21 protein-coding genes are annotated in these 22962 nt (G+C 70.7%); 13 read left to right on the forward strand and 8 right to left on the reverse strand.

Annotated elements, in window-relative coordinates:
- Positions 1 to 14 precede the first annotated feature (14 nt).
- On the forward strand, positions 15 to 218 hold the full coding sequence (locus tag C4K88_RS15790; protein ID WP_104122628.1) for a hypervirulence associated TUDOR domain-containing protein: 204 nt from the start codon (positions 15 to 17) through the stop codon (positions 216 to 218).
- A 53-nt stretch (positions 219 to 271) separates the two neighbouring features.
- On the opposite strand, the gene C4K88_RS15795 is transcribed toward C4K88_RS15790, so the two are convergent.
- Positions 272 to 613, reverse strand: coding sequence for a DUF3140 domain-containing protein (locus C4K88_RS15795; protein ID WP_104122629.1), 342 nt, complete (start codon positions 611 to 613; stop codon positions 272 to 274).
- A gap of 134 nt (positions 614 to 747) precedes the next feature.
- On the opposite strand from C4K88_RS15795, the gene C4K88_RS15800 reads away from it, so the two are divergent.
- Positions 748 to 1287 carry a hypothetical protein gene (locus C4K88_RS15800; protein WP_104122630.1) on the forward strand — a complete coding sequence of 180 codons (540 nt, stop codon included), beginning with the start codon at positions 748 to 750 and terminating at the stop codon, positions 1285 to 1287.
- A gap of 102 nt (positions 1288 to 1389) precedes the next feature.
- Here the strand turns inward: C4K88_RS15800 and C4K88_RS15805 are convergent, their stop codons facing one another.
- Genes C4K88_RS15805 through C4K88_RS15815 form a run of 3 tightly spaced genes read right to left on the reverse strand, consistent with a single transcriptional unit; the run spans position 1390 to position 4503 of the window.
- Complete coding sequence (locus C4K88_RS15805; RefSeq protein ID WP_104122631.1) at positions 1390 to 2526, reverse strand: FAD-dependent oxidoreductase; 1137 nt, start codon at positions 2524 to 2526, stop codon at positions 1390 to 1392.
- Positions 2519 to 3247, reverse strand: coding sequence for a class I SAM-dependent methyltransferase (locus tag C4K88_RS15810; protein WP_104122632.1), 729 nt, complete (start codon positions 3245 to 3247; stop codon positions 2519 to 2521). The genes C4K88_RS15805 and C4K88_RS15810 overlap by 8 nt, the downstream gene beginning before the upstream one ends.
- Entirely contained in the window at positions 3244 to 4503 is a 1260-nt protein-coding gene (locus tag C4K88_RS15815) for a type III polyketide synthase (protein ID WP_104122633.1), read from the reverse strand. The genes C4K88_RS15810 and C4K88_RS15815 overlap by 4 nt, the downstream gene beginning before the upstream one ends.
- An 83-nt stretch (positions 4504 to 4586) precedes the next feature.
- Here C4K88_RS15815 and C4K88_RS15820 point away from each other — a divergent pair, with 83 nt between their 5' ends.
- Complete coding sequence (locus tag C4K88_RS15820; protein ID WP_104122634.1) at positions 4587 to 5486, forward strand: SDR family oxidoreductase; 900 nt, start codon at positions 4587 to 4589, stop codon at positions 5484 to 5486.
- A 122-nt stretch (positions 5487 to 5608) separates the two neighbouring features.
- Complete coding sequence (locus C4K88_RS15825) at positions 5609 to 6283, forward strand: hypothetical protein (protein WP_104122635.1); 675 nt, start codon at positions 5609 to 5611, stop codon at positions 6281 to 6283.
- Between the two features lie 126 nt (positions 6284 to 6409).
- On the opposite strand, the gene C4K88_RS15830 is transcribed toward C4K88_RS15825, so the two are convergent.
- Together C4K88_RS15830 and fdhA are read right to left on the reverse strand one after the other, a co-directional pair.
- On the reverse strand, positions 6410 to 7144 hold the full coding sequence (locus C4K88_RS15830) for a LysM peptidoglycan-binding domain-containing protein (protein WP_104122636.1): 735 nt from the start codon (positions 7142 to 7144) through the stop codon (positions 6410 to 6412).
- A gap of 431 nt (positions 7145 to 7575) precedes the next feature.
- Positions 7576 to 8793 (reverse strand): formaldehyde dehydrogenase, glutathione-independent, encoded by a 1218-nt coding sequence (fdhA, locus tag C4K88_RS15835; protein ID WP_104122637.1) that lies wholly within the window; start codon positions 8791 to 8793, stop codon positions 7576 to 7578.
- A gap of 201 nt (positions 8794 to 8994) precedes the next feature.
- Between fdhA and C4K88_RS15840 the strand changes: the two genes are divergently transcribed.
- Positions 8995 to 9759, forward strand: a complete 765-nt coding sequence (locus tag C4K88_RS15840) for an SDR family NAD(P)-dependent oxidoreductase (protein WP_104122769.1) — start codon at positions 8995 to 8997, stop codon at positions 9757 to 9759.
- Between the two features lie 6 nt (positions 9760 to 9765).
- Here the strand turns inward: C4K88_RS15840 and C4K88_RS15845 are convergent, their stop codons facing one another.
- Positions 9766 to 10050 (reverse strand): hypothetical protein, encoded by a 285-nt coding sequence (locus tag C4K88_RS15845; RefSeq protein ID WP_104122638.1) that lies wholly within the window; start codon positions 10048 to 10050, stop codon positions 9766 to 9768.
- 128 nt (positions 10051 to 10178) lie between these two features.
- Here C4K88_RS15845 and C4K88_RS15850 point away from each other — a divergent pair, with 128 nt between their 5' ends.
- The 8 genes from C4K88_RS15850 (at position 10179) to C4K88_RS15885 (ending at position 19500) form a co-directional block, all read left to right on the forward strand.
- Positions 10179 to 10442 carry a YegP family protein gene (locus C4K88_RS15850; RefSeq protein WP_104122639.1) on the forward strand — a complete coding sequence of 88 codons (264 nt, stop codon included), beginning with the start codon at positions 10179 to 10181 and terminating at the stop codon, positions 10440 to 10442.
- Between the two features lie 112 nt (positions 10443 to 10554).
- The gene (locus tag C4K88_RS15855; protein WP_104122640.1) at positions 10555 to 13398 is read left to right on the forward strand and encodes an aconitate hydratase; all 2844 of its coding nucleotides are present in this window, start codon (positions 10555 to 10557) and stop codon (positions 13396 to 13398) included.
- A 110-nt stretch (positions 13399 to 13508) separates the two neighbouring features.
- A complete protein-coding gene (locus C4K88_RS15860; protein ID WP_104122641.1) occupies positions 13509 to 14174 on the forward strand; it encodes a GntR family transcriptional regulator in 666 nt (221 codons plus the stop codon).
- Between the two features lie 2 nt (positions 14175 to 14176).
- On the forward strand, positions 14177 to 15214 hold the full coding sequence (locus C4K88_RS15865; RefSeq protein WP_241522012.1) for a nucleoside hydrolase: 1038 nt from the start codon (positions 14177 to 14179) through the stop codon (positions 15212 to 15214).
- A 219-nt stretch (positions 15215 to 15433) separates the two neighbouring features.
- Positions 15434 to 16351 (forward strand): ECF transporter S component, encoded by a 918-nt coding sequence (locus C4K88_RS15870; RefSeq protein WP_306418628.1) that lies wholly within the window; start codon positions 15434 to 15436, stop codon positions 16349 to 16351.
- A 3-nt stretch (positions 16352 to 16354) separates the two neighbouring features.
- Entirely contained in the window at positions 16355 to 17104 is a 750-nt protein-coding gene (locus tag C4K88_RS15875) for an energy-coupling factor transporter transmembrane component T (RefSeq protein WP_104122642.1), read from the forward strand.
- On the forward strand, positions 17101 to 18597 hold the full coding sequence (locus C4K88_RS15880) for an ABC transporter ATP-binding protein (RefSeq protein ID WP_167399070.1): 1497 nt from the start codon (positions 17101 to 17103) through the stop codon (positions 18595 to 18597). Before C4K88_RS15875 ends, C4K88_RS15880 begins: the two co-directional genes overlap by 4 nt.
- Positions 18598 to 18636: 39 nt before the next feature.
- On the forward strand, positions 18637 to 19500 hold the full coding sequence (locus tag C4K88_RS15885; protein ID WP_104122643.1) for an alpha/beta fold hydrolase: 864 nt from the start codon (positions 18637 to 18639) through the stop codon (positions 19498 to 19500).
- Positions 19501 to 19619: 119 nt separating this feature from the next.
- Here the strand turns inward: C4K88_RS15885 and C4K88_RS15890 are convergent, their stop codons facing one another.
- The gene (locus C4K88_RS15890) at positions 19620 to 22916 is read right to left on the reverse strand and encodes a DEAD/DEAH box helicase (protein ID WP_104122644.1); all 3297 of its coding nucleotides are present in this window, start codon (positions 22914 to 22916) and stop codon (positions 19620 to 19622) included.
- Between the last annotated feature and the right edge of the window lie 46 nt (positions 22917 to 22962).

The following is a 22962-nucleotide window of genomic DNA, read 5'->3' on the forward strand; positions in this document are numbered from 1 at the left end:
GAGGAAGGAATCCCATGGCATTCAGCAAGGGCGACAAGGTCACCTGGAACACCCCGCAGGGCACCACCGAGGGGAAGGTCGTGGAGAAGCACGAGAAGGAATTCAGCTTCGACGACCAGAAGTTCAACGCCTCCAAGGACGAGCCCTACTACACGGTGGAGAGCGCGAAGTCCGGGAAGCAGGCCGCGCACAAGGAAAGCGCGCTGTCGAAGAAGTAGCAGTGTGCACGGCGAGGGGCGCTCCGTCGGGGGCGCCCCCTCGCCGCGCCCTGTCATGCCAGGGGGTCGTGGCCCCAGTTCATCAGGGAGTACCGCCACTTCGAGGTCTCGATGTCCTCCTTCGAGGGTTTCTGCGCCAGATGGCGGTGGACGTAGCCCACGACCGTGCGCATGTGCTCCACGTCCCCGTCCGTGAGATCGTCCCGCTTGGTGCGCAGGATGTCGATGATCCGCCGGCCGGACCGGTGGCCCACGGATTCACCGCCGTCCTCCTTCTGGCCCACCCATCGTGATTCCTCGGTGTCGAGCCACGTCTCCAGCTGGGACGGACTCATGGTCACGGCTTCCTTCCACTGGGGCCAGATCTCGTCGAGGTCGTGCTGGTTCTCCGCCATGGAGCGCCTTTCGTAGCAGGTTCGGGAACAGGATGCGAATCCCGGGGGGAATCCGGGGCAGGCAATGGACTAATCCTAAGCATGCTGATAGTTGTTGAGGGTAGGTCGAACCAACCTCGAAGGAGCTTTACATCATGGCAGGTAATCTTTTGGCACGATCCGCCCACGATCTCGGCGCGGCAGCCTGGTTCGGCGGAACCCTGATGGGCGCCGTCGGCCTCAACGGAGCCACCGGCAAGGCGAAGGACCCCAAGGAGCGCACGCGCCTGTCCTCGCTCGGTTGGGCGAAGTGGGCCCCGGTCCAGACTGCGGCTTTCGCCGTGCACGCCCTCGGCGGCATCGGCCTGATCCTCGGCAACAAGGGCCGCGTCGCAGCCCAGGATTCGGTTGCGTCCAACACCGTCCTGAAGTCCGTGGTGACCGTGGTCGGTATGGCCGTCGCCCTGTACTCGGGCATGCTCGGCAAGAAGGTCGGCGAACTCGCCGAGCAGGGCAGCGCGGGCGCCACCGAGCCCCGCCCCGGCGCCAGTGACGAACTGGCCAAGGCACAGTCCCAGCTCAAGATCACGCAGTGGCTCCTGCCCGTCATCAGCGGCGTCGTCGTCGTGATGGGTGCGAAGCAGGGCGAGATGCAGCGTCCCGAGAACGTCAAGAAGGGCCTGCTGCGCAAGTAGCCCGGCAGCCCACGACAGGACCCCGCAGCGGCCCCGCCCCACGCCATCCGGCGTCAGGCGGCGGATCCTGCGGGGTTCTGCCGTGTGCGGGGCCGGGACGGGCTACTGCATGGTGAACGCGCGGGCGACGCCGGCGTGCACGGCGTCGTTCCTGATCAAGGCCCCGAGGAGCGCGTTGCGGGGCCGCAGGATCGGTCCGGGCAGCGGGCGCCCGAGCGCCATGTTGATGGAGGCCTTCCGGCGGGCCAGGGCCGCCTGCGCCCGGCGGTCCTTCTCGTACCGCGCGAGCCGGACGGCGACGTCCTGCCCGTCCCGCAGGGACGCCGCGATGATCGGGACCAGCTCGACGGCGTCGAGCCAGCCCAGGTTCATGCCCTGCCCGCCGATCGGGGACACCTCGTGGGCGGCGTCGCCCACCAGGACGACGCGCCCGGCCACCACGCGCCGCGCGAGCCGGGAGCGCACCTCGAACGCGCTCAGCATGGAGTTGGTCGCCGGGTCCACGCCGACACCGGTGCGCTCCCGGATGAGCTGCGTGAGCCCCACCGCTGTCGGGCGTTCCTCGGGGGAGCCGACCCGCACCACCCAGCGCCGGATGCCCCCGGGAAGGGGGAAGGACTCGACGATCCCGCCGGTCTCCAGGTACAGGACGGCGTCGTCGCCGTCGTCCGTGGCGTCGAGGAAGTCGCCCATCACGTAGCAGTCCGGGTAGCGGCGCGAGGAGGCGCGGATCCCGGCGTCGTCGCGGATGGAGCTCCGGGCGCCGTCCGCCGCGATGACCAGTCGCGCCTGCAGGGCCGCGTCCCCGCCCTGCTCCCGGGTCACGGCCAGCACGTGGTCCCCGGCGTCGTGCGTGGTGACCACGGCGACGCCCCGGCGCAGCGTGCCCGGGAACCCGTCCTCGAGGCGGCGTTCGAGGATCTCCTCGGTGACCGCCTGCGGCACCGCGAGCACGTACCTCTCCTCACCCGGCAGGGCGGCGAAGGAGATGGTCCCCACGTCCCGTCCCGCACTCCGGGCGATCCCGTCCCGGATCCGCACGCCGCGGGCGCGCAGGTCGTCGGCGATACCACCCGTGGCGAGCGCGCGCAGCGCCGGCGGGTGGATGCCGATGGCCCGCGAATGGCTGCTGCGCTCGGTCCGGCGCTCCAGGACGACGGCGTCGAGCCCCGCCTGCCGCAGCAGGAGGGCGGTGTAGAGGCCGACGGGCCCACCACCGACCACGATCACGTCATGCATCGCCGTCTCCCGCCGGGACGCCGCGGTCGAGGACGAGCAGGTTGATGAACGGCACGGCCGTCCGGACGGTCCACGGCCCGCGTCCGGTGGTCGCCGCGCGCAGCTCGTCCGGCGTGTAGCTGCGCCGGATGGAGGTCAGGCCGTCCTGCCGGATGTAGGAGCCGGGCAGCGGGAGGGTGCCCACCGAGAACAGCGCGTAGCCGAGCGGGTGCCGGGCGATGTCGCTGTGGACGGCGACCGTCCGCGCGAGGCGCTCGGAGTCGTCGAGCAGGCCGGCGAACGCGTCCGGGTCGAGGTGGTGCAGCACGTGGTTGGAGACCACGGCGTCGAACACGGCCCCCTCGGCCACGAGCTCCGAGCTCAGGGCCCGGCGGAAGGACAGGCCGGCCAGGGGAGGGCGCGAGGTGGCGAAGGAGTGCGCGCGCTCGTCGGGGTCGATCGCCGTGATCTCGAGCCGGAAGCCGTCCCGCCGTGCCCAGCGTGCCAGGGCGCGCGGGACGTCGCCACCGCCGGCGCCGATGTCCAGCAGCGTGTTGGTGCGGTCCCGGGAGAACGCCGGGCGGAGCAGCGAGGTGTACGTGCGGCGCCACCCGGACACCACGGCGTTGACCAGCCCGAACTGGGCGTACGTGCGGTCGAGCCTGCCGGGATCGCAGTCCGGTCGGTCCATCTCCTCGATGGCGTGCGGATCGCGCTCGGCGAGGAATCCCCGAGGCCTCATGCGCCCGCGTCGGTGAGGATGGGTGCGAGATCGGCGGGTACGACATCGTCGGTGCGGCTCGCGGGTGCGGCGTCCGCCGCCGTCGTCCCTGCCGCCGTCGTCGTCGCAGCGGCCGCGGTAGCCGGTGCCGCCCCGATCCGGGTGAGCAGGGCCGTCTCGACGGTGAGGCCGGGGCCGAAGGCCATGGAGCAGATGCGGTTGTTGCCGTCGGAGGCCGGCTGGTCGAGGATGTGCTTCAGGACGAACATCACGGTGGCGCTGCTCATGTTGCCGTAGTCGCGGAGCGTCTCGCGGGCGGGGAGGAGCTGGTCCGGGGTCAGGCGGAGCTTCGCCTCGACCTTGTCTAGGATGCTCCGGCCACCGGGATGGATGGCCCAGTGCTCGATCTCCGCGTAGTCCAGGCCCTCGAGCGATGCGTCGCGGGCGAGCAGCGGTTCGAGGGCGCCGATGATGTGCTCGTCGATGATGTGGGGGACGTACGTGCCGAGGACCATCTCGAAGCCCTCGTCGCCGATGTTCCAGGCCATGGATTCCTCGCCGACGGGCGTCAGTACGGTCTCGAAGTGGTCCAGGGTCAGGGCGGGCCCGGTCAGGGGGAGGTCCCGGGCGGAGACGATCGCCGCCGCGGCGCCGTCGGCGAACAGCGACGAACCGACGATGGTGTCGGGGTTGTTGGAGGACCGGACGTGGAGCGAGCACAGTTCGGCGGCGATCACGAGGACGACGGCGTCGGGATCGGCGTCGCAGAAGGCCTTGGCCGCGCGCAGTGCCGGGAAGGCCGCGTAGCAGCCCATGAAGCCGAGGTGGTAGCGCTGCACGGAGGGTGCGAGGTCCAGGGCGCGCACCACCTTGTAGTCGGGGCCCGGGGCGAAGAAACCGGTGCAGGACGCGGTGACGACGTGCGTGACGTCCGCGGCCCCGATGCCCTGCGCCGCGTCCAGTGCCTTGCGGGCCGCGTCGACGAAGAGCTTCGTCCCTTCCTCGGCGTAGACCTCGTTGCGGGTCTTGGTGCTCGGCGTCAGGATCCGCAGCTCCTGCTGGTCGAAGAACACGGGATCCTCGGACGCGCTGTCGAGCGTGAGCTCCCTGACCGCGGTGTAGCGCGTGTCGATGCCCGAGGAGTCGAAGGCAGCCCCGACGAGGCGCTGGCCGAGCCGCGTGAGGCCCGGCTGTGCGGCGAAGACATCGCGGACCTGGGATTGCACCATGATCGTTTCGGGTACGGCGGTTTCAAGGGACCTCAGGATCACAGTCATATGTCCATTACTAGAGGACTGACGACACAAACACAATGCGCAGTAGGCTTAGTATTCGCCATCCCGCGATCACCAGGAGCATCATGTCCAACGAACCGTCAGGCACCCTCGACCAGGACGACCCGCGGGGCCCCGCCGTCGATCCCTCCACCGAACTGCAGCAGTACCCCGGATTCACCGAGCGCATGGACCCCCGCCCCGACCACGGTGAGGACAGCTACACCGGGCACGGACGCCTCAGTGGCCGGCGCGCGTTCATCACGGGCGGCGACTCCGGCATCGGCCGGGCCGTGGCGCTCGCCTTCGCGCGGGAGGGGGCCGACGTCGCCATCGGGTACCTCCCCGAGGAGGAGGAGGACGGCGCCAGCTGCCTCGAGCTCATCCGCGCCGAGGGGCGGACGGCCCTCGCCGTCCCGGGCGACCTCCGGGACGAGGCCTACGCTCCTGCGGCCATCTCCCGGGTGCTGGACGGCCTCGGCGGCCTGGACATCCTCGTCAACAATGCGGGCTACCACATCGCGCAGCCGAACGGCCTGCCCGACGTCGACGCCGACCAGCTCCGGCGCACCTTCGAGACCAATGTCTACGGGACGATCTGGCTCACGCAGGCCGCCCTGCCCCACCTGACGGCCGGTGCCTCGATCATCAACACCACCTCCGTGCAGGGCTACCACCCGTCCCGGAACCTCATGGACTACGCCGCCACGAAGGCCGCCCTTAACAACCTGACCGTCAGCCTGGCCGAGATGCTCGGGGAGCGCGGGATCCGCGTCAACGCCGTCGCGCCGGGTCCCGTCTGGACGCCCCTGCAGCCCGCGACGACCACGAGCGAGAAGCTGGAGTCCTTCGGCGAGGGGACACCCCTGGGACGGATGGGGCAGCCTGCTGAACTGGCCGGTGCCTACGTCTTCCTCGCCTCGAACGACGCACGGTACGTCTCCGGCGAGGTCCTCGGCGTCACCGGCGGCACGCCGCTGGGCTGAGGTCCCGCCCGGGCGGCCGGCTGATCACCCTTCCGCCCGGACCAAGCCGTCGCACGACGCGGAACGAAGAACAGGCACCAGCGCCGGTCGTCCGGCGGCCGGCCGACACCGATGGGCTCCCCGTGAAACTCCTGACCGCACTGCCGCACCCCCGGGGCGCCGCCCTTCTCGCCGTCACCCTCGCCTCGTCGCTGGCGCTCGCGGGGTGCGGGGCCGCCGAGGAGAACCCGCTCGGCGTGAACTCGGCGGACGACGGTCGAACGTCGGCGGGCGCGGTGGCTCCCGGCGCGGACGGCAGCGCGGCGGAGCCCGCGGGCAGCAACCTCGGCGAGGATCCGCTGAACATCGGGGCGGACGGCGCGGAACTGTGCGGCGTCCAGCCCAAGGACAGCCGCCTGCGGTACACCGTCATGCTGCACAACCCGACCCTCGAGACCTTCACGTTCGGCGAAATGGCGCTGGGGAACCCGGAGGGCCTGGAGATCCTCTCGGCGAAGGTGCAGACCGCGAACCGGGAGGGGCACCATCATGCGGGACCCGCGGCGGACGCGCACGAGGAGCACACGGCGGCACCGACGCCGACGAAGGCGGCCGAGCCCATCGGGCCGCCCGTGCCCGCGGAGGGCTACCGCTTCGCGCCCGACGCCCACATCAACATCATCGTCACGGTGGAGCTCACGGACGGCGTGACCCACGGCAGCGCCGACGACATCCGGGTGGCGTTCTCGTCCCCCGACCGCGACTACTCCGTGGCCCACAACCTGAAGATCGACGTCGACGCCACGTCCTGCAGCTGAGTCCCACCGTGTCGACGCAGAGTCGACGCAGAGGAGCCCCCGTCGTGATGACGGGGGCTCCTCTGCGTTCGAGCGATGCGGGTCGGCCGGCGCTTCAGGCGCTGCCGGGCCCCGGGTACTTTTGGACTAGGCCGGGATGTTCAGGACGTGACCGGTGAAGATCAGGTCCGCGTGGATGACGGTGTCGCTGTTCGCAGCGAACAGTGCCTGCCAGCCGCCCTCGACACCGAGCTTGGTGGCGATGGAGCTGAGGGTGTCACCGGACTGGATGGTGTAGGTCTCGCCACTCAGTGCCACGGGGGCGGCGGCGGCAGCCTGGACGGGAGCCTGGGCGACGGGGGCCTGGACGGCCGGCGCCTCGACAACCGGGGCCTGGGCGACGGGTGCCTGCACGGCCGGCGCCTGGACGACGGGTGCCTGGGCAGCCGGGGCCTGGACGGGAGCCTGGGCAACGGGAGCCTGGACCTGGACGGGAGCGGCAGCTTCCTGGAACTGCACTGCGCCACCGGGGGTCGCGGCGCTGTTCAGGCCGAGCTTCGCGGAGCAGGCGGGCCATGCGCCCCAGCCCTGGCCGGCGAGAACCTTCTCGGCGACGGCGATCTGCTGCTCACGCGAGGCGTCCTGGGGGTTGCCCTGTCCGCCGAAGCCGGCCCAGGTGGAGGGGGTGAACTGCAGTCCACCGGAGAAGCCGTTGCCGGTGTTGATGCCCCAGTTTCCGCCGCTCTCGCACTGTGCCAGTGCATCCCAGTCGCTGGCGGGGGCGGCGTTGGCCGCACCGGCTGCTGCGCCGAGGCCGAGGCCGGTGAGTGCAACTGCTGCGAATCCGCGACGGGCGGTGGTGCTGAATTTGGTAGTGTTCATGGCGTTACGATGCTCCGAGAGGCCACCCGCACTAGGTCCGTCCCCGGACTTCTTCGCGCCGCTGCTCACCTTGACGGTATTGAGGTCATGGTTCGGCAGCCGCCTGTTGAGCAACGAGCGGTGGAGGGGCGGCGCCGGGCATTCATCGCTGCTCGCCGTGCGGCAGCGTTTTCGCTTCCCCAGATGGGGAACTGCCTCTACCGTAGAGTAGTTTCGTTTCGTTGCCAAATCGGTATTGAGTCGTGCTTGACTTTCCCCACATACGAGCGTTTTTACTGGACTGTTTGGATTTACTCTGCGACACTCACCCGCCGCGGGTGATGTCGGGTACGTCACAGGGCGCGTACGGGGGTCGGAACAGGAGCACGCGGAAGGGGCCCGGACCGTGGTCCGAGCCCCTTCCGGTTCCGCTCAGGCGGACGGCACCCCGATCAGGCGGCGACCATTCCGTGCGGGTCCAGGACGTACTTCGTCGCCGCTCCGGCGTCGAACTCCTCGTAGCCGCGCGGAGCGTCCTCAAGGCCGATCGGCTTCGCGTTGACGGCCTTCGCGATCTGCACGCGATCGTGCAGGATCGCCATCATCAGGCCCCGGTTGTACTTCATCACCGGGCACTGCCCGGTGGTGAAGGACAGCGACTTCGCCCAGCCGGTACCCAGGCTGATCGACAGCGATCCCACCTTCGCGGCCTCGTCGATGCCTCCCGGATCCCCGGTGACGTACAGGCCCGGGATGCCCAGGGCGCCGCCGGCCGCCGTCACCTGCATCAGCGAGTTGAGCACCGTGGCCGGAGCCTCCGTGGCCGCACCGCTTCCATGGCCGCGCGCCTCGAAGCCCACGGCGTCGACGCCGCAGTCGACCTCCGGGACGCCCAGCAGCTGCTCGATCTGATCCCGCGGATCACCCTTGGACACATCGACGGTCTCGCAGCCGAAGCTCCGTGCCTGGGCCAGCCGGCCCTCGTTGAGGTCACCCACGATGACGACGGCGGCACCCAGGAGCTGTGCTGACGCGGCAGCGGCGAGACCCACGGGGCCGGCGCCCGCGATGTAGACCGTCGATCCCACGCCTACGCCCGCCGTGACGGCGCCGTGGTAGCCGGTCGGGAAGATGTCCGACAGCATCGTCAGATCGAGGATCTTCGCCATCGCCTGGTCCCGGTCCGGGAACTTCAGCAGGTTCCAGTCCGCGTAGGGCACCAGGACGTACTCCGCCTGGCCGCCCACCCAGCCGCCCATGTCCACGTAGCCGTAGGCGGCTCCGGGACGGGCGGGGTTGACGTTCAGGCAGATGCCGGTCTTGCGTTCCTTGCAGTTCCGGCACCGTCCGCAGGCGATGTTGAAGGGGACGGAGCAGATGTCCCCCTTCTTGATGAACTCGACGTCGCGCCCCACCTCGACGACCTCGCCGGTGATCTCGTGTCCCAGCACGAGGTCCGCAGGCGCCGTGGTGCGCCCGCGGACCATGTGCTGGTCCGAGCCGCAGATGTTGGTGGTGACGGTCTTGAGGATCACGCCGTGGTGGAGTGCCCGGCCCACGTTGGCCGGATTCACCCCCGGCCCGTCCTTCAGCTCGAATGTGGGGTAGTCGGTGTCGATGACCTCGACCTTCCCCGGTCCCTTGTACGCAACAGCTCTGTTACCGCTCATGGAACTTTCCTCTCATGGCACTTCGGTCGCGCCGATCGGTGTCGACGCCGGAATCGGTAGGCACGAGGCGCGCGTGGGCGCCGTGTACCCCCGGTAGCGCCGAACGTACACCTCTGGGGGTCGCATGGACGTTGCATGGTCCGCCGGCGCATCGACGGGCTGCACCTTGTACCGCCGTCCGGCGTGGGAGAGGGTGGGAGGATGACCGAGACCGTCCTGATCACCGGAGCCACTTCCGGGATCGGCGCCGAATTCGCGCGCCGGTTCGCCGCCCGAGGGTGCGACCTGGTGCTCGTCGCCCGCTCACCGGAGCCCCTCCAGAAGGCGGCGGGCATCTACCGTGCGCAGGGCGTCGGAGTCGAGGTCATCGCCGCGGACCTGCTCGACGACGACGGGCTCGCGCGCGTGCTGGACCGACTGCGGGCTGCGGAGGGACATCGCGCGCCCGTCACGGTGCTCGTCAACAACGCCGGATACGGTCTCATGAAGCCCTTCGCGGACAATACGCTCGAGGACGAGATCCGCCACCTGAGGATCCACGTCGAGATCCCCCTGGCCCTCGCGCACGCGGCCCTGCAGTCGATGCGGGCCCGCCGGGCCGGGACCATCATCACCGTGGCGAGCGTCGCCGGGTTCACCCCGCGGGGGACCTACGGGGCCGCGAAGGCCGCCATGATCAGCTTCAGCCGATGGGCGAACCTCGCGTACGGGCGGGAGGGGATCCGCGTGACGGCGGTCTGCCCGGGCTTCGTCCGCACGGAGTTCCACCAGCGCATGGGGATGGAGAGGTCGTCCGTCCCCGCCGCCCTGTGGCTCGATGTGGGCCCCGTGGTGCGGGAGGCATTACGTGACACTGCCGCCGGGAAGGCTGTCTCCGTCCCCAGCCTCCGCTACAAGGCGCTGGTGGCGCTCGCCCGGGTGACGCCGTCGTTCCTGGTGGCCCGGCTCGCGGCCCGGGGGCGCTGAGCCGCGTCAGCGGTCGGCGAGTCCGCCGTCCCAGGTGTCGTGCCCGGATGCGGCGTCCTCGGGGCGGCGCGGACGGTCGGCGCCGTCGGGCCCGCTCGTCGGATCGTCCCCGTCGAACGTGTCGTCCCCGTCGAACGCGGCAGGCACGGCGCCGGCCTCGTGGGTCCCCTGCTCGTCCCTGATGCTCGAGGCCTGATGGCCTGCGGCGCCGGGGCCCGGCTCCAGGATCTCCTCGCGCCGGTCACGGGCCGGTCGGCCGTCGGGATGTCCTGCGTTGGTCGACTCGGTCATGGTGCTCCTTCTCTGGCCCCGATGGGGTGGTTGAGCGTATGTTCCAACCCCGATGTCAGAGGCGGTAAGTATGCTTATGATAGGGGATCACAGAGTGCTGAAGTTGCCCCTTACAAGGAGGTAAGACGATGGCTGGATACTTCAAACTGGTGGACGCTCACGACGACGGTTTCCGGGTGAAACTCACCGCCCCGGACGGAACGCTCGTGGCCGTCTCCACCTACTACGCCTCGAAGGAGGAGGCGGTGGCGGGGATCGAACTCATCCGTGAGATCGCCGGGACGGGCCCGGTCGTTGACCACAGCCGGGTCGAGTCCCGGGAGCACGCGGCACTCATGGACGGGTTGCGCACCAGTCCGCGACAAGAGGGCGCGGTGCGCGACCGGGCCTGACCGGCCCGCCGGACGAGGGGCCTCGGGGCCACGGTGTACGACTGTATACAGTGCCCCCGATCGTGGAATAGGATGGAGCTATTCCACAACCTCTCTGAAGGGAGCCAACGTCATGTCGACCGCGGACTCATTCGGCGCGAAGGGCGTTCTCGACGTCGCAGGCGCCAGCTACGAAATTTTCCGACTCAGCGCGGTCGAAGGCGCCGAGAATCTTCCGTTCAGCCTCAAGGTCCTGCTGGAGAACCTGCTCCGCACCGAGGACGGTGCGAACATCACGGCCGACCACGTCCGCGCACTCGCCCAGTGGGATGCCGCGGCTGAGCCCGACACGGAGATCCAGTTCACCCCGGCGCGCGTGATCATGCAGGACTTCACGGGTGTTCCCTGCGTCGTCGACCTCGCCACGATGCGCGAGGCCGTCGCCGACCTCGGCGGAGACCCCAAGCGCGTCAACCCGCTGGCACCCGCCGAGATGGTCATCGACCACTCCGTCCAGATCGACGTGTTCGGCAACGCCGGCGCCCTCGAGCGCAACATGGAGATCGAGTACCAGCGCAACGGGGAGCGCTACCAGTTCCTCCGCTGGGGCCAGACCGCGTTCGACGACTTCAAGGTCGTCCCGCCGGGCATGGGCATCGTGCACCAGGTGAACCTCGAGTACCTGGCCCGCACCGTCATGACCCGCGAGGTCGACGGCGTGCTCCGCGCCTACCCGGACACCTGTGTCGGCACCGACTCGCACACCACGATGGTCAACGGCCTCGGCGTGCTCGGCTGGGGCGTCGGCGGCATCGAGGCGGAGGCCGCCATGCTCGGCCAGCCCGTCTCCATGCTCATCCCGCGCGTCGTCGGCTTCAAGCTCACCGGTGAGATCCCCGCCGGCGCCACCGCCACCGACGTCGTGCTCACGATCACGCAGATCCTGCGCAAGCACGGCGTGGTCGGCAAGTTCGTCGAGTTCTACGGGGAGGGTGTCGCCTCCGTGCCCCTCGCCAACCGCGCGACCATCGGCAACATGAGCCCCGAGTTCGGGTCCACCGCCGCGATGTTCCCGATCGACGACGTCACCCTCGACTACCTGCGCCTCACGGGCCGCCCGGCCGAGAACGTGGCGCTCGTGGAGTCCTACGCCAGGGAGCAGGGCCTCTGGCACGACCCCTCCCGCGAGATCCGCTTCTCCGAGTACCTGGAACTCGACCTGTCCACGGTGGTCCCCTCCATCGCCGGGCCCAAGCGCCCGCAGGACCGCGTGGAACTCAGCCGGTCCAAGGCCCAGTTCCGCGAGGACCTGCGCAACTACTCGGACGACCCGGACCTCACGTTCGCCCCCGGCGGCACGGTCGACGAGTCCTCCCAGGAGAGCTTCCCCGCCTCGGACGCACCGAGCTTCACGCCCAGTGCGTCGTCGACGGTCACGGACGAGAACGACAAGCCCCGCCAGACGGTCGGCGCGGACGCGAACGGCTCCACGCGTCCGTCGAAGAAGGTCGCCGTGACCATGAAGGACGGCCGCGAGTTCGAGCTCGACCACGGCGCCGTCAGCATCGCGTCGATCACGTCCTGCACCAACACGTCCAACCCGTCGGTCATGCTCGCCGCCGCGGTCCTGGCACGCAACGCCGTCGAGAAGGGCCTCGTGTCCAAGCCGTGGGTGAAGACCTCCGTGGCCCCGGGCTCGAAGGTCGTCACCGACTACTACGAGAAGTCGGGCCTCATCCCGTACCTGGAGAAGCTCGGCTTCTTCACCGTCGGCTACGGCTGCGCGACCTGCATCGGCAACTCCGGCCCGCTGGAGGACGAGATCTCGCAGGCCATCCAGGACAACGACCTCGCCGTCACCGCCGTCCTGTCCGGCAACCGCAACTTCGAGGGCCGCATCAACCCGGACGTGAAGATGAACTACCTGGCGTCCCCGCCCCTGGTGGTCGCCTACGCACTCGCCGGCACCATGGACTTCGACTTCGACACCGAACCCCTCGGCCAGGACGACGCCGGCAACGACGTCTTCCTGAAGGACATCTGGCCGAACCCGGTCGAGGTCCAGCAGGTCATCGACTCCTCGATCGACGAGGACATGTTCACCTCGAGCTACCAGACGATCTTCGAGGGCGACGACCGCTGGAAGTCCCTGCCGACGCCCGACGGCGACACCTTCGCCTGGGATCCCGAGTCCACCTACGTGCGGAAGCCCCCGTACTTCGACGGCATGCAGCGCGAGACGAGCCCGGTCGAGGACATCGCCGACGCCCGCGTCCTGCTGAAGCTCGGCGACTCGGTCACCACCGACCACATCTCGCCCGCGGGCTCCTTCAAGTCGGACACCCCGGCCGGCCGGTACCTCACCGAGAAGGGCGTGGAGCGCAAGGACTTCAACTCCTACGGCTCGCGCCGCGGCAACCACGAGGTCATGATCCGCGGCACGTTCGCGAACATCCGCATCAAGAACCAGCTCCTCGACGGCGTCGAGGGCGGGTTCACGAGGGACTTCTCGCAGCCGGACGCACCGCAGGCCGCCGTGTACGACGCCGCCGAGAACTACCGCGCGGCGGGCACGCCGCTCGTGGTCCTCGCCGGCAAGGAATACGGGTCCGGGTCCTCGCGTGACTGGGCTGCCAAGGGCACCGCGCTGCTCGGCGTCAAGGCCGTCGTCGCCGAGAGCTACGAGCGCATCCACCGCTCCAACCTCATCGGCATGGGCGTCCTGCCCCTGCAGTACCCTTCAGGGCAGAACGCGGAGAGCCTCGGCCTCACCGGCACGGAGACCTTCGCGGTCAGCGGCGTCACCGAGCTCAACGAGGGCCGCACGCCCCGGACGGTGAAGGTCAGCGCCACCCCGGCCGACGGCGGAGCGCCGATCGAGTTCGACGCCGTCCTGCGGATCGACACCCCGGGCGAAGCCGACTACTACCGCAACGGCGGCATCCTGCAGTACGTGCTGCGCCAGCTCGCGAGCTAGCGCACGCACACCCGACGGTTCCGGGCCGGGAGGCCTGCCTCCCGGCCCGGACCCGTCCGCAGGGCTCCCGCCCCGACCATCCGACCCACGAGACCTCCGAGGAGGGCGCCATGGCAGAGTCCGCGGAACTGTCGGCGCGCGTGGACGGCGATGCGATCTTCCGTGTCCTGCGCAGCGAGATCCTTGCCGGGGTACACCCGCCCGGCACGGCGTTGCGCGAAGTGACGATCTCGGAGCGGTTCGGGGTGTCGCGGACCCCCGTGCGCGAGGCGCTCAGCCGGCTGCAGCACGAGCGGCTGCTCGAACGTGCCGCCCGCGGCCTCCAGGTCCCGCAGATCGACCCCCAGGAGGTCATCCAGATCTACGACCTCCGCGTGATGCTCGAGGAGGAGGCCGCCGGGCAGGCCGCCCTCAATCGCGGGACCGCGGACATCATGCGCCTCGAGGCGCTGCTGGAACGCGACCGCGCCGTCGTCGACCCCGATGACACCACCAAGGTCACCAACAACCTCGAATTCCACACCTCGCTGTGGGCCGCGGCGCGCAATCCCGTCCTCATGGACCTCCTGCAGCGGCTCTCCACCCACCTCATCCACACACCGCGCTCCACGCTGTCGGTGGGGGACCGCTGGCAGGAGGTGCTCCTCGAACACGAGGCGCTGATCAGCGCCATCACGGAGCGGCGCAGCGACGACGCCCGGGGGATCGCCCGCCGCCACATGGAGACGGCCCGCACCATCCGCCTGCAGCTGCTGCGCACCACGGCCGCGGACTGACGGTGGCTTCCGGAGGACCCCGGCGTCTGGTGCTCGACGCCGACACGGGCATCGACGACGCCGTCGCCCTGCTGTACCTCCTCGGGACGCCGGACGTGACGCTGGAGGCGGTCACCTGCACCGCGGGCAACGTCGGAGCCCGCCAGGTCGCCGCGAACAACCTCGCCCTCCTCGAGCTGTGTCGCCACGCCGGGGTGGAGGTGGCCATCGGCAGCGAGGTGCCGCTGGAGATCCCGCTCGTCACCACCGAGGAGACGCACGGGGACCAGGGCATCGGCTACGCGGTGCTGCCCGCGCCGCGCGGGAGGATCTCGGAGCGCCACGCCGTCGACGTCTGGGTCGAGGCCGCCCGGAGCCGTCCCGGGCAGGTCACCGGGCTCGTCACGGGCCCGCTCACGAACCTCGCGCTGGCGATCCGCGCCGAACCGCGGCTCCCGATGCTCCTGAAGGGTCTCGTCATCATGGGCGGGGCGTTCCACCATCCGGGGAACACGACGCCGGTCGCCGAGTGGAACACGCACGTGGACCCGCACGCCGCGAAGGAGGTCTACGCCGCCTACGAGGGCCTGCCGTACGAGAAGCTGCCCATCGTGTGCGCCCTCGAGACGACGGAGCGGATCGAGTGCACGCCCGCGCACGTCGACGCCCTGTCCCGCGCGGCCGGCGCCGGGCCGGAGGTCCTCGACCCGGACGAGGCCGAGGGGACCCGCAGCGGGAGCGGCAACGCCGTCGTCGCCTGCGTGTCCGACGCCCTCCGGTTCTACATGGAGTTCCACCGGCTGTACGACCAGGGGTACATCGCACACCTGCACGACCTGTTCGCCGCGATGGTCGCCACGGGCGAGGCCGGTTTCGAGGAACGCCTGGCGACCGTGGACGTCGAGACCGCGTCACCGCTGACCTTCGGGCAGACGGTCGCCGACGTCGCGGGGATGTGGAAGCGGGCGCCCAACGCGCGGATCGTCACGGGCAATGATCCCGCGGCGGTGTTCGAGCTGATGATCCGGAGGCTGTCCGACGTCGCGCGCCGACACGGCTGAGGCCTCGGCCTCGTCCTGCTGAGGGCGCCGTCGTCGTCCTCCGTGGCCCCGGACCGCCGCGGCGGCGGTGCAGATGCGTGGGGGCGTTCCCCCGGGTCTGGGCACCCGCCGCGGCGGTGCAGCCCCCGGTACACTGATAGCTGCCGCGCACTGCTGCGCGGCCGGCGCCGAGGTGACATGAGGTGCGTCCTCCTCCCTTCATCGCGCCCAAGGAATATCGTGAGCTCATCCCTGACCCTGGCCTCCGACCCCGCTGTCCGGCGGCCCCGGCGCCTCCTGATCGTCCTCGGGGCCGCGCTCATCGCCGCCACCTACGTGTTCCTCGTCGTCGTCCAGCCGGCCGAGATCGCCGGCGGGGTGGGCAGCACGGCGTCGCTCGTCTCCCTCTTCGGCTTCCTCGGGGGCGGGGCGCTCCTGGTGGGCGGCATCCTGCCGATGCTCAGCACGAGCTCCCTGGTGATCATGCCGCTGGGCATCGCCCTGAATATCGCGATCGGCCAGATCGCCGGCTCCCTCGGCATGCAGATCTACCTCGACGCCATCGGCACCGTCCTCGTCGCCGTCCTGGCCGGTCCCGCGGCCGGCGCCGCGACGGGCGCGATCAGCAACGCCGTCTGGGGCCTGTTCAATCCGCTCGCGCTGCCCTTCGCGGCGGGCGCCGCCCTCATCGGGCTGCTCGCCGGCCTGGCCGCCCGTTACGGCGCCTTCCGCCGCGTGTACTTCGCACCCGTGGCGGGGCTCGTCGTCGGGGCGGTCGGCGGTCTCGTCGCCGCTCCGGTGGCCGTCTTCATGTTCGGCGCCGCCGGGACCTTCGGGACCAACGCGATCATCGCCGTGTTCCGCTCGATGGGCGACAAGCTGCTCGTCGCGGCCACGAAGCAGGGCCTGCTGTCGGACTCGCTCGACAAGATCGTGGTGTTCGTCATCGTCGCCCTGATCGTCTATGCCCTGCCGCCCCGGGCCGTCCGCCAGTTCCCCTTCGCGCGGACGTACCGGGTGCTCGGCACCCGGACCGGTACCGGCACCGGAAGTGCCGACGGCGGCACCGCCGGCATGAGCGCCACCGGAAGCAGCACCGGGGATGCCGCCGACAGCCGGAGAACCCCCACCCGGGGGAACGACGCCGGCGTCGCCTGAGCCGTGCCCCGCCGCAGGATCTACAACCCGCTGACCGAACTGCTCGCGGCGGTTCTGCTGGTGGTGCTCGTCCTCGTGGTCGACCGCTGGGAATTCTCCCTCGCGGTGCTGCTCCTCGGGGTGCTCCCCGCGGTGCTCCTCTCCGGCAGGCCCCGGCAGATCGGCCTGGTGATCGCCCTGGTCGCGGGACCCCTGCTCCTGTCCTCCCTGCTGCTCCACGGGCTGTTCTTCCCCGAGGGCACCACCGTCCTGGCCGACCTCGGTGTCGCCCGCGTGACCGTCGAGGGCCTGACCTTCGCCGCCCTCATGGGCCTCCGCATGACCGTGTTCACCGCGGTGCTGCTGACGGCGGCGGCGACGCTGGACCTCCCCGACCTCCTGGCCACCATGACGCACCGCGGCTGGAACCGGAAGCTCGTCTTCGTCGTGGGATCCGCCGTCGGCCTCATCCCGCACGTCGCCGAGCGCGCACACCGCATCACGCGGGCCCAGCAGGCCCGCGGCCTCGTCGTCGGGCGCGGCCCGCTCTCCCGGATGAGGGCCCTCCTGACCGTCCTCACGCCGCTCGTCATCGGGCTGCTCGTGGACGCCTCCGAGCGCACCCGCATGCTCGAGGCCCGCGGTTTCTCGTCCCCGGGCCCGCGCTCGAGCTACCTGCCGGACTCGGACACGCCGCGCCAGCGGAGAACACGCCGCGCGATGGTCGCCGCCGTCGGCGTGTTCTCCGCCGCCTGGCTCGTGGGGGCGCCGTGATCGCCCTCGACAGCACGCGTTTCACCTACGACGACGGCGCACCCCTGCTCGCCGGCGTCGCCCTCACCGTGGCGGCGGGGGACCACGTGGTGGTCGCGGGAGCGTCCGGGTCCGGCAAGACGACCCTGGCCCGGCTGCTCGCGGGCATGACCGGGGCCGACGCCGGCTCCTCCTTCACCGGGGCGATCACGCTCGGCGCCGAGACCGTGCGCTTCCGCGGGACGCCCGGCGATCCGCGGATCGATCCCGCCCGGTGGAGCGCGAGGGTCGCGTACGTCGCCCAGGGCGCGTGGGGGCAGCTGTCCATGATGTCCTCCACCGTGGCCGAGGAGATCGCCTTCGGCCCCGCCAACCGCGGCATGCCCGCGCAGGAGCTGCGGCGGGCCGTCGACGACGTCGCGGCCGCCCTGCACCTGACACCCCTCCTGGGGCGTGATCCCCGCAGGCTCTCCGGCGGGCAGCTCCAACGCACCGTCATCGCGGCCGCCGTGATCCAGCAGCCGGAGGTCCTCGTCCTCGACGAACCGTTCCAGGGGCTCGACGACGCCGCGGCCCGGGACGTCGCCGCGGCGCTGGAGGCGCTCCGCCGGAACGGCACCGGGGTGGTGGTCTGCGCGCCGCTGCTCCCGTCCCATGCCCCGCAGGGTGCGCGCGTCCTCGCGCTCGCCGACGGCCGCCGCGTGTTCGAGGGCCCGCTCACCGAGGCGCGGCGGGCCGGATTGCGGCGTTTCGGCATCGGCACGCAGGGGGAGCCGCTCCGGCTGGGCGACGACGTCGTCCCGGCCCCCGTCGGTCCCGCGGGCCCCGAGCTCGTCGCCGTGCACGACCTCCGGTTCCGCTACCCCCGGGAGCGCGGCGCGGCGGGTCCGCCGGCGGGCCTGACCGGCGTCGACCTGTCCGTCGTGGCGGGGGAGGTGGTGGCCCTCCGCGGTCCCAACGGGTCCGGCAAGTCGACGCTGCTGCAGCACCTGAACGGGCTGTCCCGGGCGGACAGCGGCTCGGTCACCTCGGGCGGCGTGCGGATCGGCCGGCAGCCGACGGGTGCGCTCGCGGCCACGGTGGGGTACCTGTTCCAGGACACCGACTCCCAGCTCTTCGAGCGCACCGTACTGCGGGAGGTCTCCTACGGCCCGCGCGCCGCGGGGATGCGGAAGGACGACGCCGCACGACGCGCACTGCTCGCCCTCGATGCCCTGGGACTCGGGGAGTTCGCGGGGGCGCATCCGTACGAACTGGGCTTCGTGCAGCGGCGCATGGTGGCGCTGGCCTCCCTGATGGCCACGGGGCCGGTCGTCTGGGCACTCGACGAGCCCACCGCGGGCCTCGACGAACCGGCACGGACCCTGCTGGCCGGCGTGCTCGCCCGCCACGCCCGGGGCGGCGGCTGCGTCCTCATGGCCACGCACGACGCCGTCTTCGCCGATGCCGTCGCGCACCGGAGCGTATGGCTCGACGGCGGCAGGATCAGCCCGGAGGGTGCAACTCCCCGCTGAGATGCCGCCGCCGGAACGCCCAGCCCCTAGGGTGAACCCATGGACCCATTGCGCGAGAGACACCGGACGATCGAGGCGGAGGGCGCCGACCTCGCCGTGTTCGAGTACGGTCTCGATCCGGACCCGACGAGGCCGACGATGGTCCTCCTGCACGGCTATCCCGACGACCACCGGGTCTTCCACCCGGTCCTCCGGGAGCTCGCCCCCACGCACCACCTGGTCGCGTTCGACACCCGGAACGCCGGCCGGTCCCGGACCCGCGAGGGCGCCGGGTTCACCCTGGCGGAGCTCGTCGACGACGTCTTCGCCGTCCTCGACGCCGTGGACACGCCGGGCGGTGTCCGCCTGGTGGGCCACGACTGGGGGTCCATCCAGGGCTGGGCCGTGCTCCAGGACGAGCGTGCGCACGGGGTGATCCTCGACTACACCAGCATCTCCGGACCCGATCTGCGGCACTTCTCCCGGTGGCTGCACGGGCGTCTCAGGACCCCCCGGCTGGTGCCGCAGGGCGTGGGGCAGGTGCTGCGCAGCTGGTACGTCGGCTTCTTCCAGCTCCCCGTCCTGCCCGAGGCACTCTGGAAGTACGGGCTGACCCGGCAGTACGAGCTGACCGCGCGGCGCAACGTGGGGTCCGATCCGGTACGGGGACTCGCCCTCTACCGGACCAACATGTCCTCCACGGTGAAGCCGCCCCCGCGGCGTCCCATCACCGTCCCCGTCCACGTGATCGTGCCGCTGAAGGACCCCTTCCTGTCGCCGCACCTCGTCGACGGGCTCGGGGACTGGGTCGCGGATCTGACCGTCACGAGCGTCCCCGGCGGGCACTGGTGGATCGCGGCCCGGCCCCGTGCATTCGCCGAACTGCTCGACCCCGCGCTGCGGAACAGGGTCGACGCCGACTGACCCGGCAGGCCCGGCGTGAACCCGGGTTCGTCGTGCACGTGTGCTGGGTGTCGTCGTGCAGCCACCGGAGGTGCGCGCTCAGGCGAGGCACGTGACCGCGGGCGCCCCGTGTCCAGTGCTTACGCGTCCAGCAGGCCCCGGATGTCGTCCGCGGTCAGCGACGAGGAGAAGATGGCGTCGTCGTCCATGACGGACGTGAAGAGCTTCGCCTTCTTCTCCTTGAGCTTCATGACCTTCTCCTCGATGGTCCCCTTCGACACCATGCGGTAGACCATCACGTTCTTGGTCTGCCCGATGCGGTGGGTGCGGTCCACGGCCTGGGCCTCGGAGGCCGGGTTCCACCACGGGTCCAGCAGGAAGCAGTAGTCCGCCTCCGTCAGGTTCAGACCGAACCCGCCGGCCTTGAGGCTGATGAGGAACACGGGGGCCTTGCCGTCCTTGAACGAGTCGATGACTTCGCCGCGGCTGCGCGTGGAGCCGTCCAGGTAGGCGTACTCGATGCCGCGGGCGTCCAGCTGTTCGGCGGCTTTCTTGAGGTAGGACGTGAACTGGCTGAACACGAGGGCCCGGTGCCCCTCCGCGAGGACGTCCTCGAGGTTCTCGAACAGGACCTCGAGCTTCGCGGACGGGACGCCCTCGTGCGCGGGGTCCACGAGCGAGGCGTCGAGGCTGAGCATGCGCAGCAGGGTCAGGGACCGGAACACGATCATGCGGTTGCGGTTCATGTCCTCGATGAGCCCGAGGAGCTTCTGCCGCTCGCGCTGCAGGTACGTCTCGTAGATGTGCCGGTGCTCGGGGTGGAGTTCCACCTCGAGGATCTGCTCCTGCTTCGGCGGGAGGTCGGAGGCGACGGCCTCCTTGGTGCGGCGCATCATCAGGGGCCGGATGCGCTTGCGGAGCCGCACGAGGGGGCGGTTGTCGCCGATCTTCTCGATCGGCGTGCGGTAGTCCTCGGTGAACTTCCGCGCCGAGGGGAAGAGGCCCGGGGCCACGATGTTGAACAGCGACCACAGCTCCATGAGGTTGTTCTCCATGGGCGTGCCGGTGATCGCGAGCTTGAAGGGCGCGTCGAAGTCCTTCGCCGCCTGGTGCACCTTCGACGCCCGGTTCTTCACGAACTGCGCCTCGTCGAGGACGAGCCCGGACCAGGCGAGGTCCTGGTAGGCCGGGAAGTCGAGCCGGAAGAGCGTGTAGGAGGTGATGACGACGTCGGCGTCGCCCACCTGCTCGTCGATCGGGACGCCCGAGGCGCCCTGCGTGTCGGTGATCGCGACGACCTTCAGTCCCGGCGCGAAGCGGCGCGCCTCGTTGGACCAGTTGGGCACCACGGAGGTGGGGGCGACGACGATGAACGGTGCGTCGAGCCCCGCCGTCTCCTTCGCGTGCGTCATGAGGGCCAGGGCCTGCAGGGTCTTGCCGAGCCCCATGTCGTCGGCGAGCACGCCGCCGAGGCGGTGCCGCCACAGGAACGCGAGCCAGCTGAAGCCCTCCGCCTGGTAGGGGCGCATGTCGGCGGTCAGGCCCGACGGCGGGGGAGTCGCCTCGACGTCCTCGAGCTCGAGCAGTCCGGTCACGGCATCGCGCCAGGACTGCGCCTGCTCGGTCTCCTCGGCGAGGTCCTCGAGTTCCGCCCACAGCCCCGCCTGGTAGCGGCTGATCTGCAGTCCGGACTCCGGGTCCCACTCGCTCAGCGCCCGGGCCTCCTCGATGAGTTCGCGGAGCTGCTCGAAGACGGGCTGGTCGAGGGAGAGATAGCTGTTGTCGACGAGCTTCAGCTTCTTCTGGCCCTGCGCGAGCGCGCGGAAGATGGAGTCGAAGGGGATGGTCCGGCCGCTGACGGTGACCATCACGCCGAGGTCGAACCAGTCGCGGTCGTCGGTGTCCACGGTGCTGATCCGCAGCGTGGGGGTCTCCGTCAGTTCCCGGTACTCGGGCTTCTCGCCGACCACCTCGACGCTGACGCCGTCGAGCTCCTTGAGCCGCGGCAGGACGTCCTCCGCGAACTCGACGGCCTGCATGTCCTCGAGCCGGAGGGACCTCATCGGGAGCGCTCCGAGCACCTGGCGGGCCGCGGCGGCGAGGGCGTCCTCGACGTCGGCCTCGCGGTAGCCGTCGTCGCTGCCGGGACCTCCCCGGCGGAAGGGCCGGCGCTGCACGGCGTCGCCGAGGGTGTAGTCGAAGTGCCAGTCGAGGGCCACCGAGCCGTCCGCGCCGTAGGCGGTGGTGAGGACGAGCGCCGGGGGCTGGATCTCGGGCAGCTCCACGCTGCCGTCGCTGCTGTCCACCTGGAGGGTCTGCCGCAGCTTCGGGTAGTAGTCCTGCAGGAAGAGGGACTTCTCCTCCTCGGGGACGACGACGGCGTGCCCGCGCTGGAGCAGCTCGATGTCCTTCTGCGTCAGCCGGCGCGACGTCGGGGCGAGGGTGATCGTGTCATCGGGGGCGACGGTGTAGATGCCGTGGGTGCTGATGACGTGGGCCGTCTCGGACGGGTGGGGCCGGCCGTCGACGTCGAGGGCGGGATTCAGGCGCAGCGCGCCGTCCTCCGTCTCGGTCGCATCCAGCTTCAGTGTGGCGCGGCCCGCGAGTTCGATCGTGACGGACTTCTTCGACCCCACGAACGCGACGCCGAGGCGCTGGGCCTCGTCCAGCAGCTGCCAGAGCAGCGGGTTGCTGAAGTCGTCGAGATACAGCCAGGAGTCGTTGTTGCCGAAGTAGTTGACGCCGGTGCCGCGGTGCAGCGCCGGGAACTGGGAGAACCACCGGTGCTGGTCGGGGTCCAGGGTCAGCCCGTAGGTCTGGTAGCTGATGCTGCCCCAGGACAGGTTGTTCTTGATCCACTTGCCCTTGCCGTTCTGGCTGACGGGCCGCACCCCGAGGCGGGTGTTGAGGGTGCGCTGGCCCTGGCGCTCGGCCGCGGAGCCCCACCGCTGGACGGCCACCTCGGGGGTGCGCAGCTCGAACTGCAGGCCGAGGGGCGTGCGCGGGGCGGTCGGGGCGTCGACGGCGGTGTCGCCGCCCAGGAGATCCGTGAGGGACGCCTGCCAGCCCTCGGGGACGGACGCGCGCGGGGCGGTCCTGGCACCGAGATCGCGTTCGTGCTGGGCGAGCACGTTCTCCGTGTTGCTCTGCAGGGCCGTGGCCGCCACGTGCTTGCAGTCCGCCCCGATGGGGCAGCTGCAGAAGTTCTCGAGGGGGCGGAACCGGCCGTCGCCCTTGAGTCCCAGACGCAGTTTCGTCCGGTAGTCGTTCGGCGCGGTGCCGCGGACCTTCCCCGTCAGCAGCTTGGAGTCGGCGTCCCAGGCGAGGGAGCTGACGGCGCCGTCCTTGGCGTAGGTCTGCCCGCGCTGGAACGCAGCGCCGCCCACGATCCGGATGATGTCCGTGACATCGACCATGGGGTGGGTGGAAATGGGCATAATTCCATGCTCTCATGCGACGGTGACGCTCTCCCCGCCCCGGGCG

It is taken from the genome of Arthrobacter pityocampae (genome assembly GCF_002927275.1).
In the GTDB taxonomy this organism is placed as follows: Bacteria; Actinomycetota; Actinomycetes; order Actinomycetales; family Micrococcaceae; genus Arthrobacter_D; species Arthrobacter_D pityocampae.

Coding starts and splice junctions, on each gene's coding strand:
- C4K88_RS15790 (WP_104122628.1), top strand. CDS start 15: ATGGCATTCAGCAAGGGCGACAAGGTCACCTGGAACACCCCGCAGGGC.
- C4K88_RS15850 (WP_104122639.1), top strand. CDS start 10,179: ATGGCTGGATACTTCAAACTGGTGGACGCTCACGACGACGGTTTCCGG.
- C4K88_RS15795 (WP_104122629.1), bottom strand. CDS start 613: ATGGCGGAGAACCAGCACGACCTCGACGAGATCTGGCCCCAGTGGAAG.
- C4K88_RS15800 (WP_104122630.1), top strand. CDS start 748: ATGGCAGGTAATCTTTTGGCACGATCCGCCCACGATCTCGGCGCGGCA.
- C4K88_RS15840 (WP_104122769.1), top strand. CDS start 8,995: ATGACCGAGACCGTCCTGATCACCGGAGCCACTTCCGGGATCGGCGCC.
- C4K88_RS15815 (WP_104122633.1), bottom strand. CDS start 4,503: ATGACTGTGATCCTGAGGTCCCTTGAAACCGCCGTACCCGAAACGATC.
- C4K88_RS15820 (WP_104122634.1), top strand. CDS start 4,587: ATGTCCAACGAACCGTCAGGCACCCTCGACCAGGACGACCCGCGGGGC.
- C4K88_RS15885 (WP_104122643.1), top strand. CDS start 18,637: ATGGACCCATTGCGCGAGAGACACCGGACGATCGAGGCGGAGGGCGCC.
- C4K88_RS15860 (WP_104122641.1), top strand. CDS start 13,509: ATGGCAGAGTCCGCGGAACTGTCGGCGCGCGTGGACGGCGATGCGATC.
- fdhA (WP_104122637.1), bottom strand. CDS start 8,793: ATGAGCGGTAACAGAGCTGTTGCGTACAAGGGACCGGGGAAGGTCGAG.
- C4K88_RS15830 (WP_104122636.1), bottom strand. CDS start 7,144: ATGAACACTACCAAATTCAGCACCACCGCCCGTCGCGGATTCGCAGCA.
- C4K88_RS15855 (WP_104122640.1), top strand. CDS start 10,555: ATGTCGACCGCGGACTCATTCGGCGCGAAGGGCGTTCTCGACGTCGCA.
- C4K88_RS15810 (WP_104122632.1), bottom strand. CDS start 3,247: ATGAGGCCTCGGGGATTCCTCGCCGAGCGCGATCCGCACGCCATCGAG.
- C4K88_RS15845 (WP_104122638.1), bottom strand. CDS start 10,050: ATGACCGAGTCGACCAACGCAGGACATCCCGACGGCCGACCGGCCCGT.
- C4K88_RS15805 (WP_104122631.1), bottom strand. CDS start 2,526: ATGCATGACGTGATCGTGGTCGGTGGTGGGCCCGTCGGCCTCTACACC.
- C4K88_RS15890 (WP_104122644.1), bottom strand. CDS start 22,916: ATGCCCATTTCCACCCACCCCATGGTCGATGTCACGGACATCATCCGG.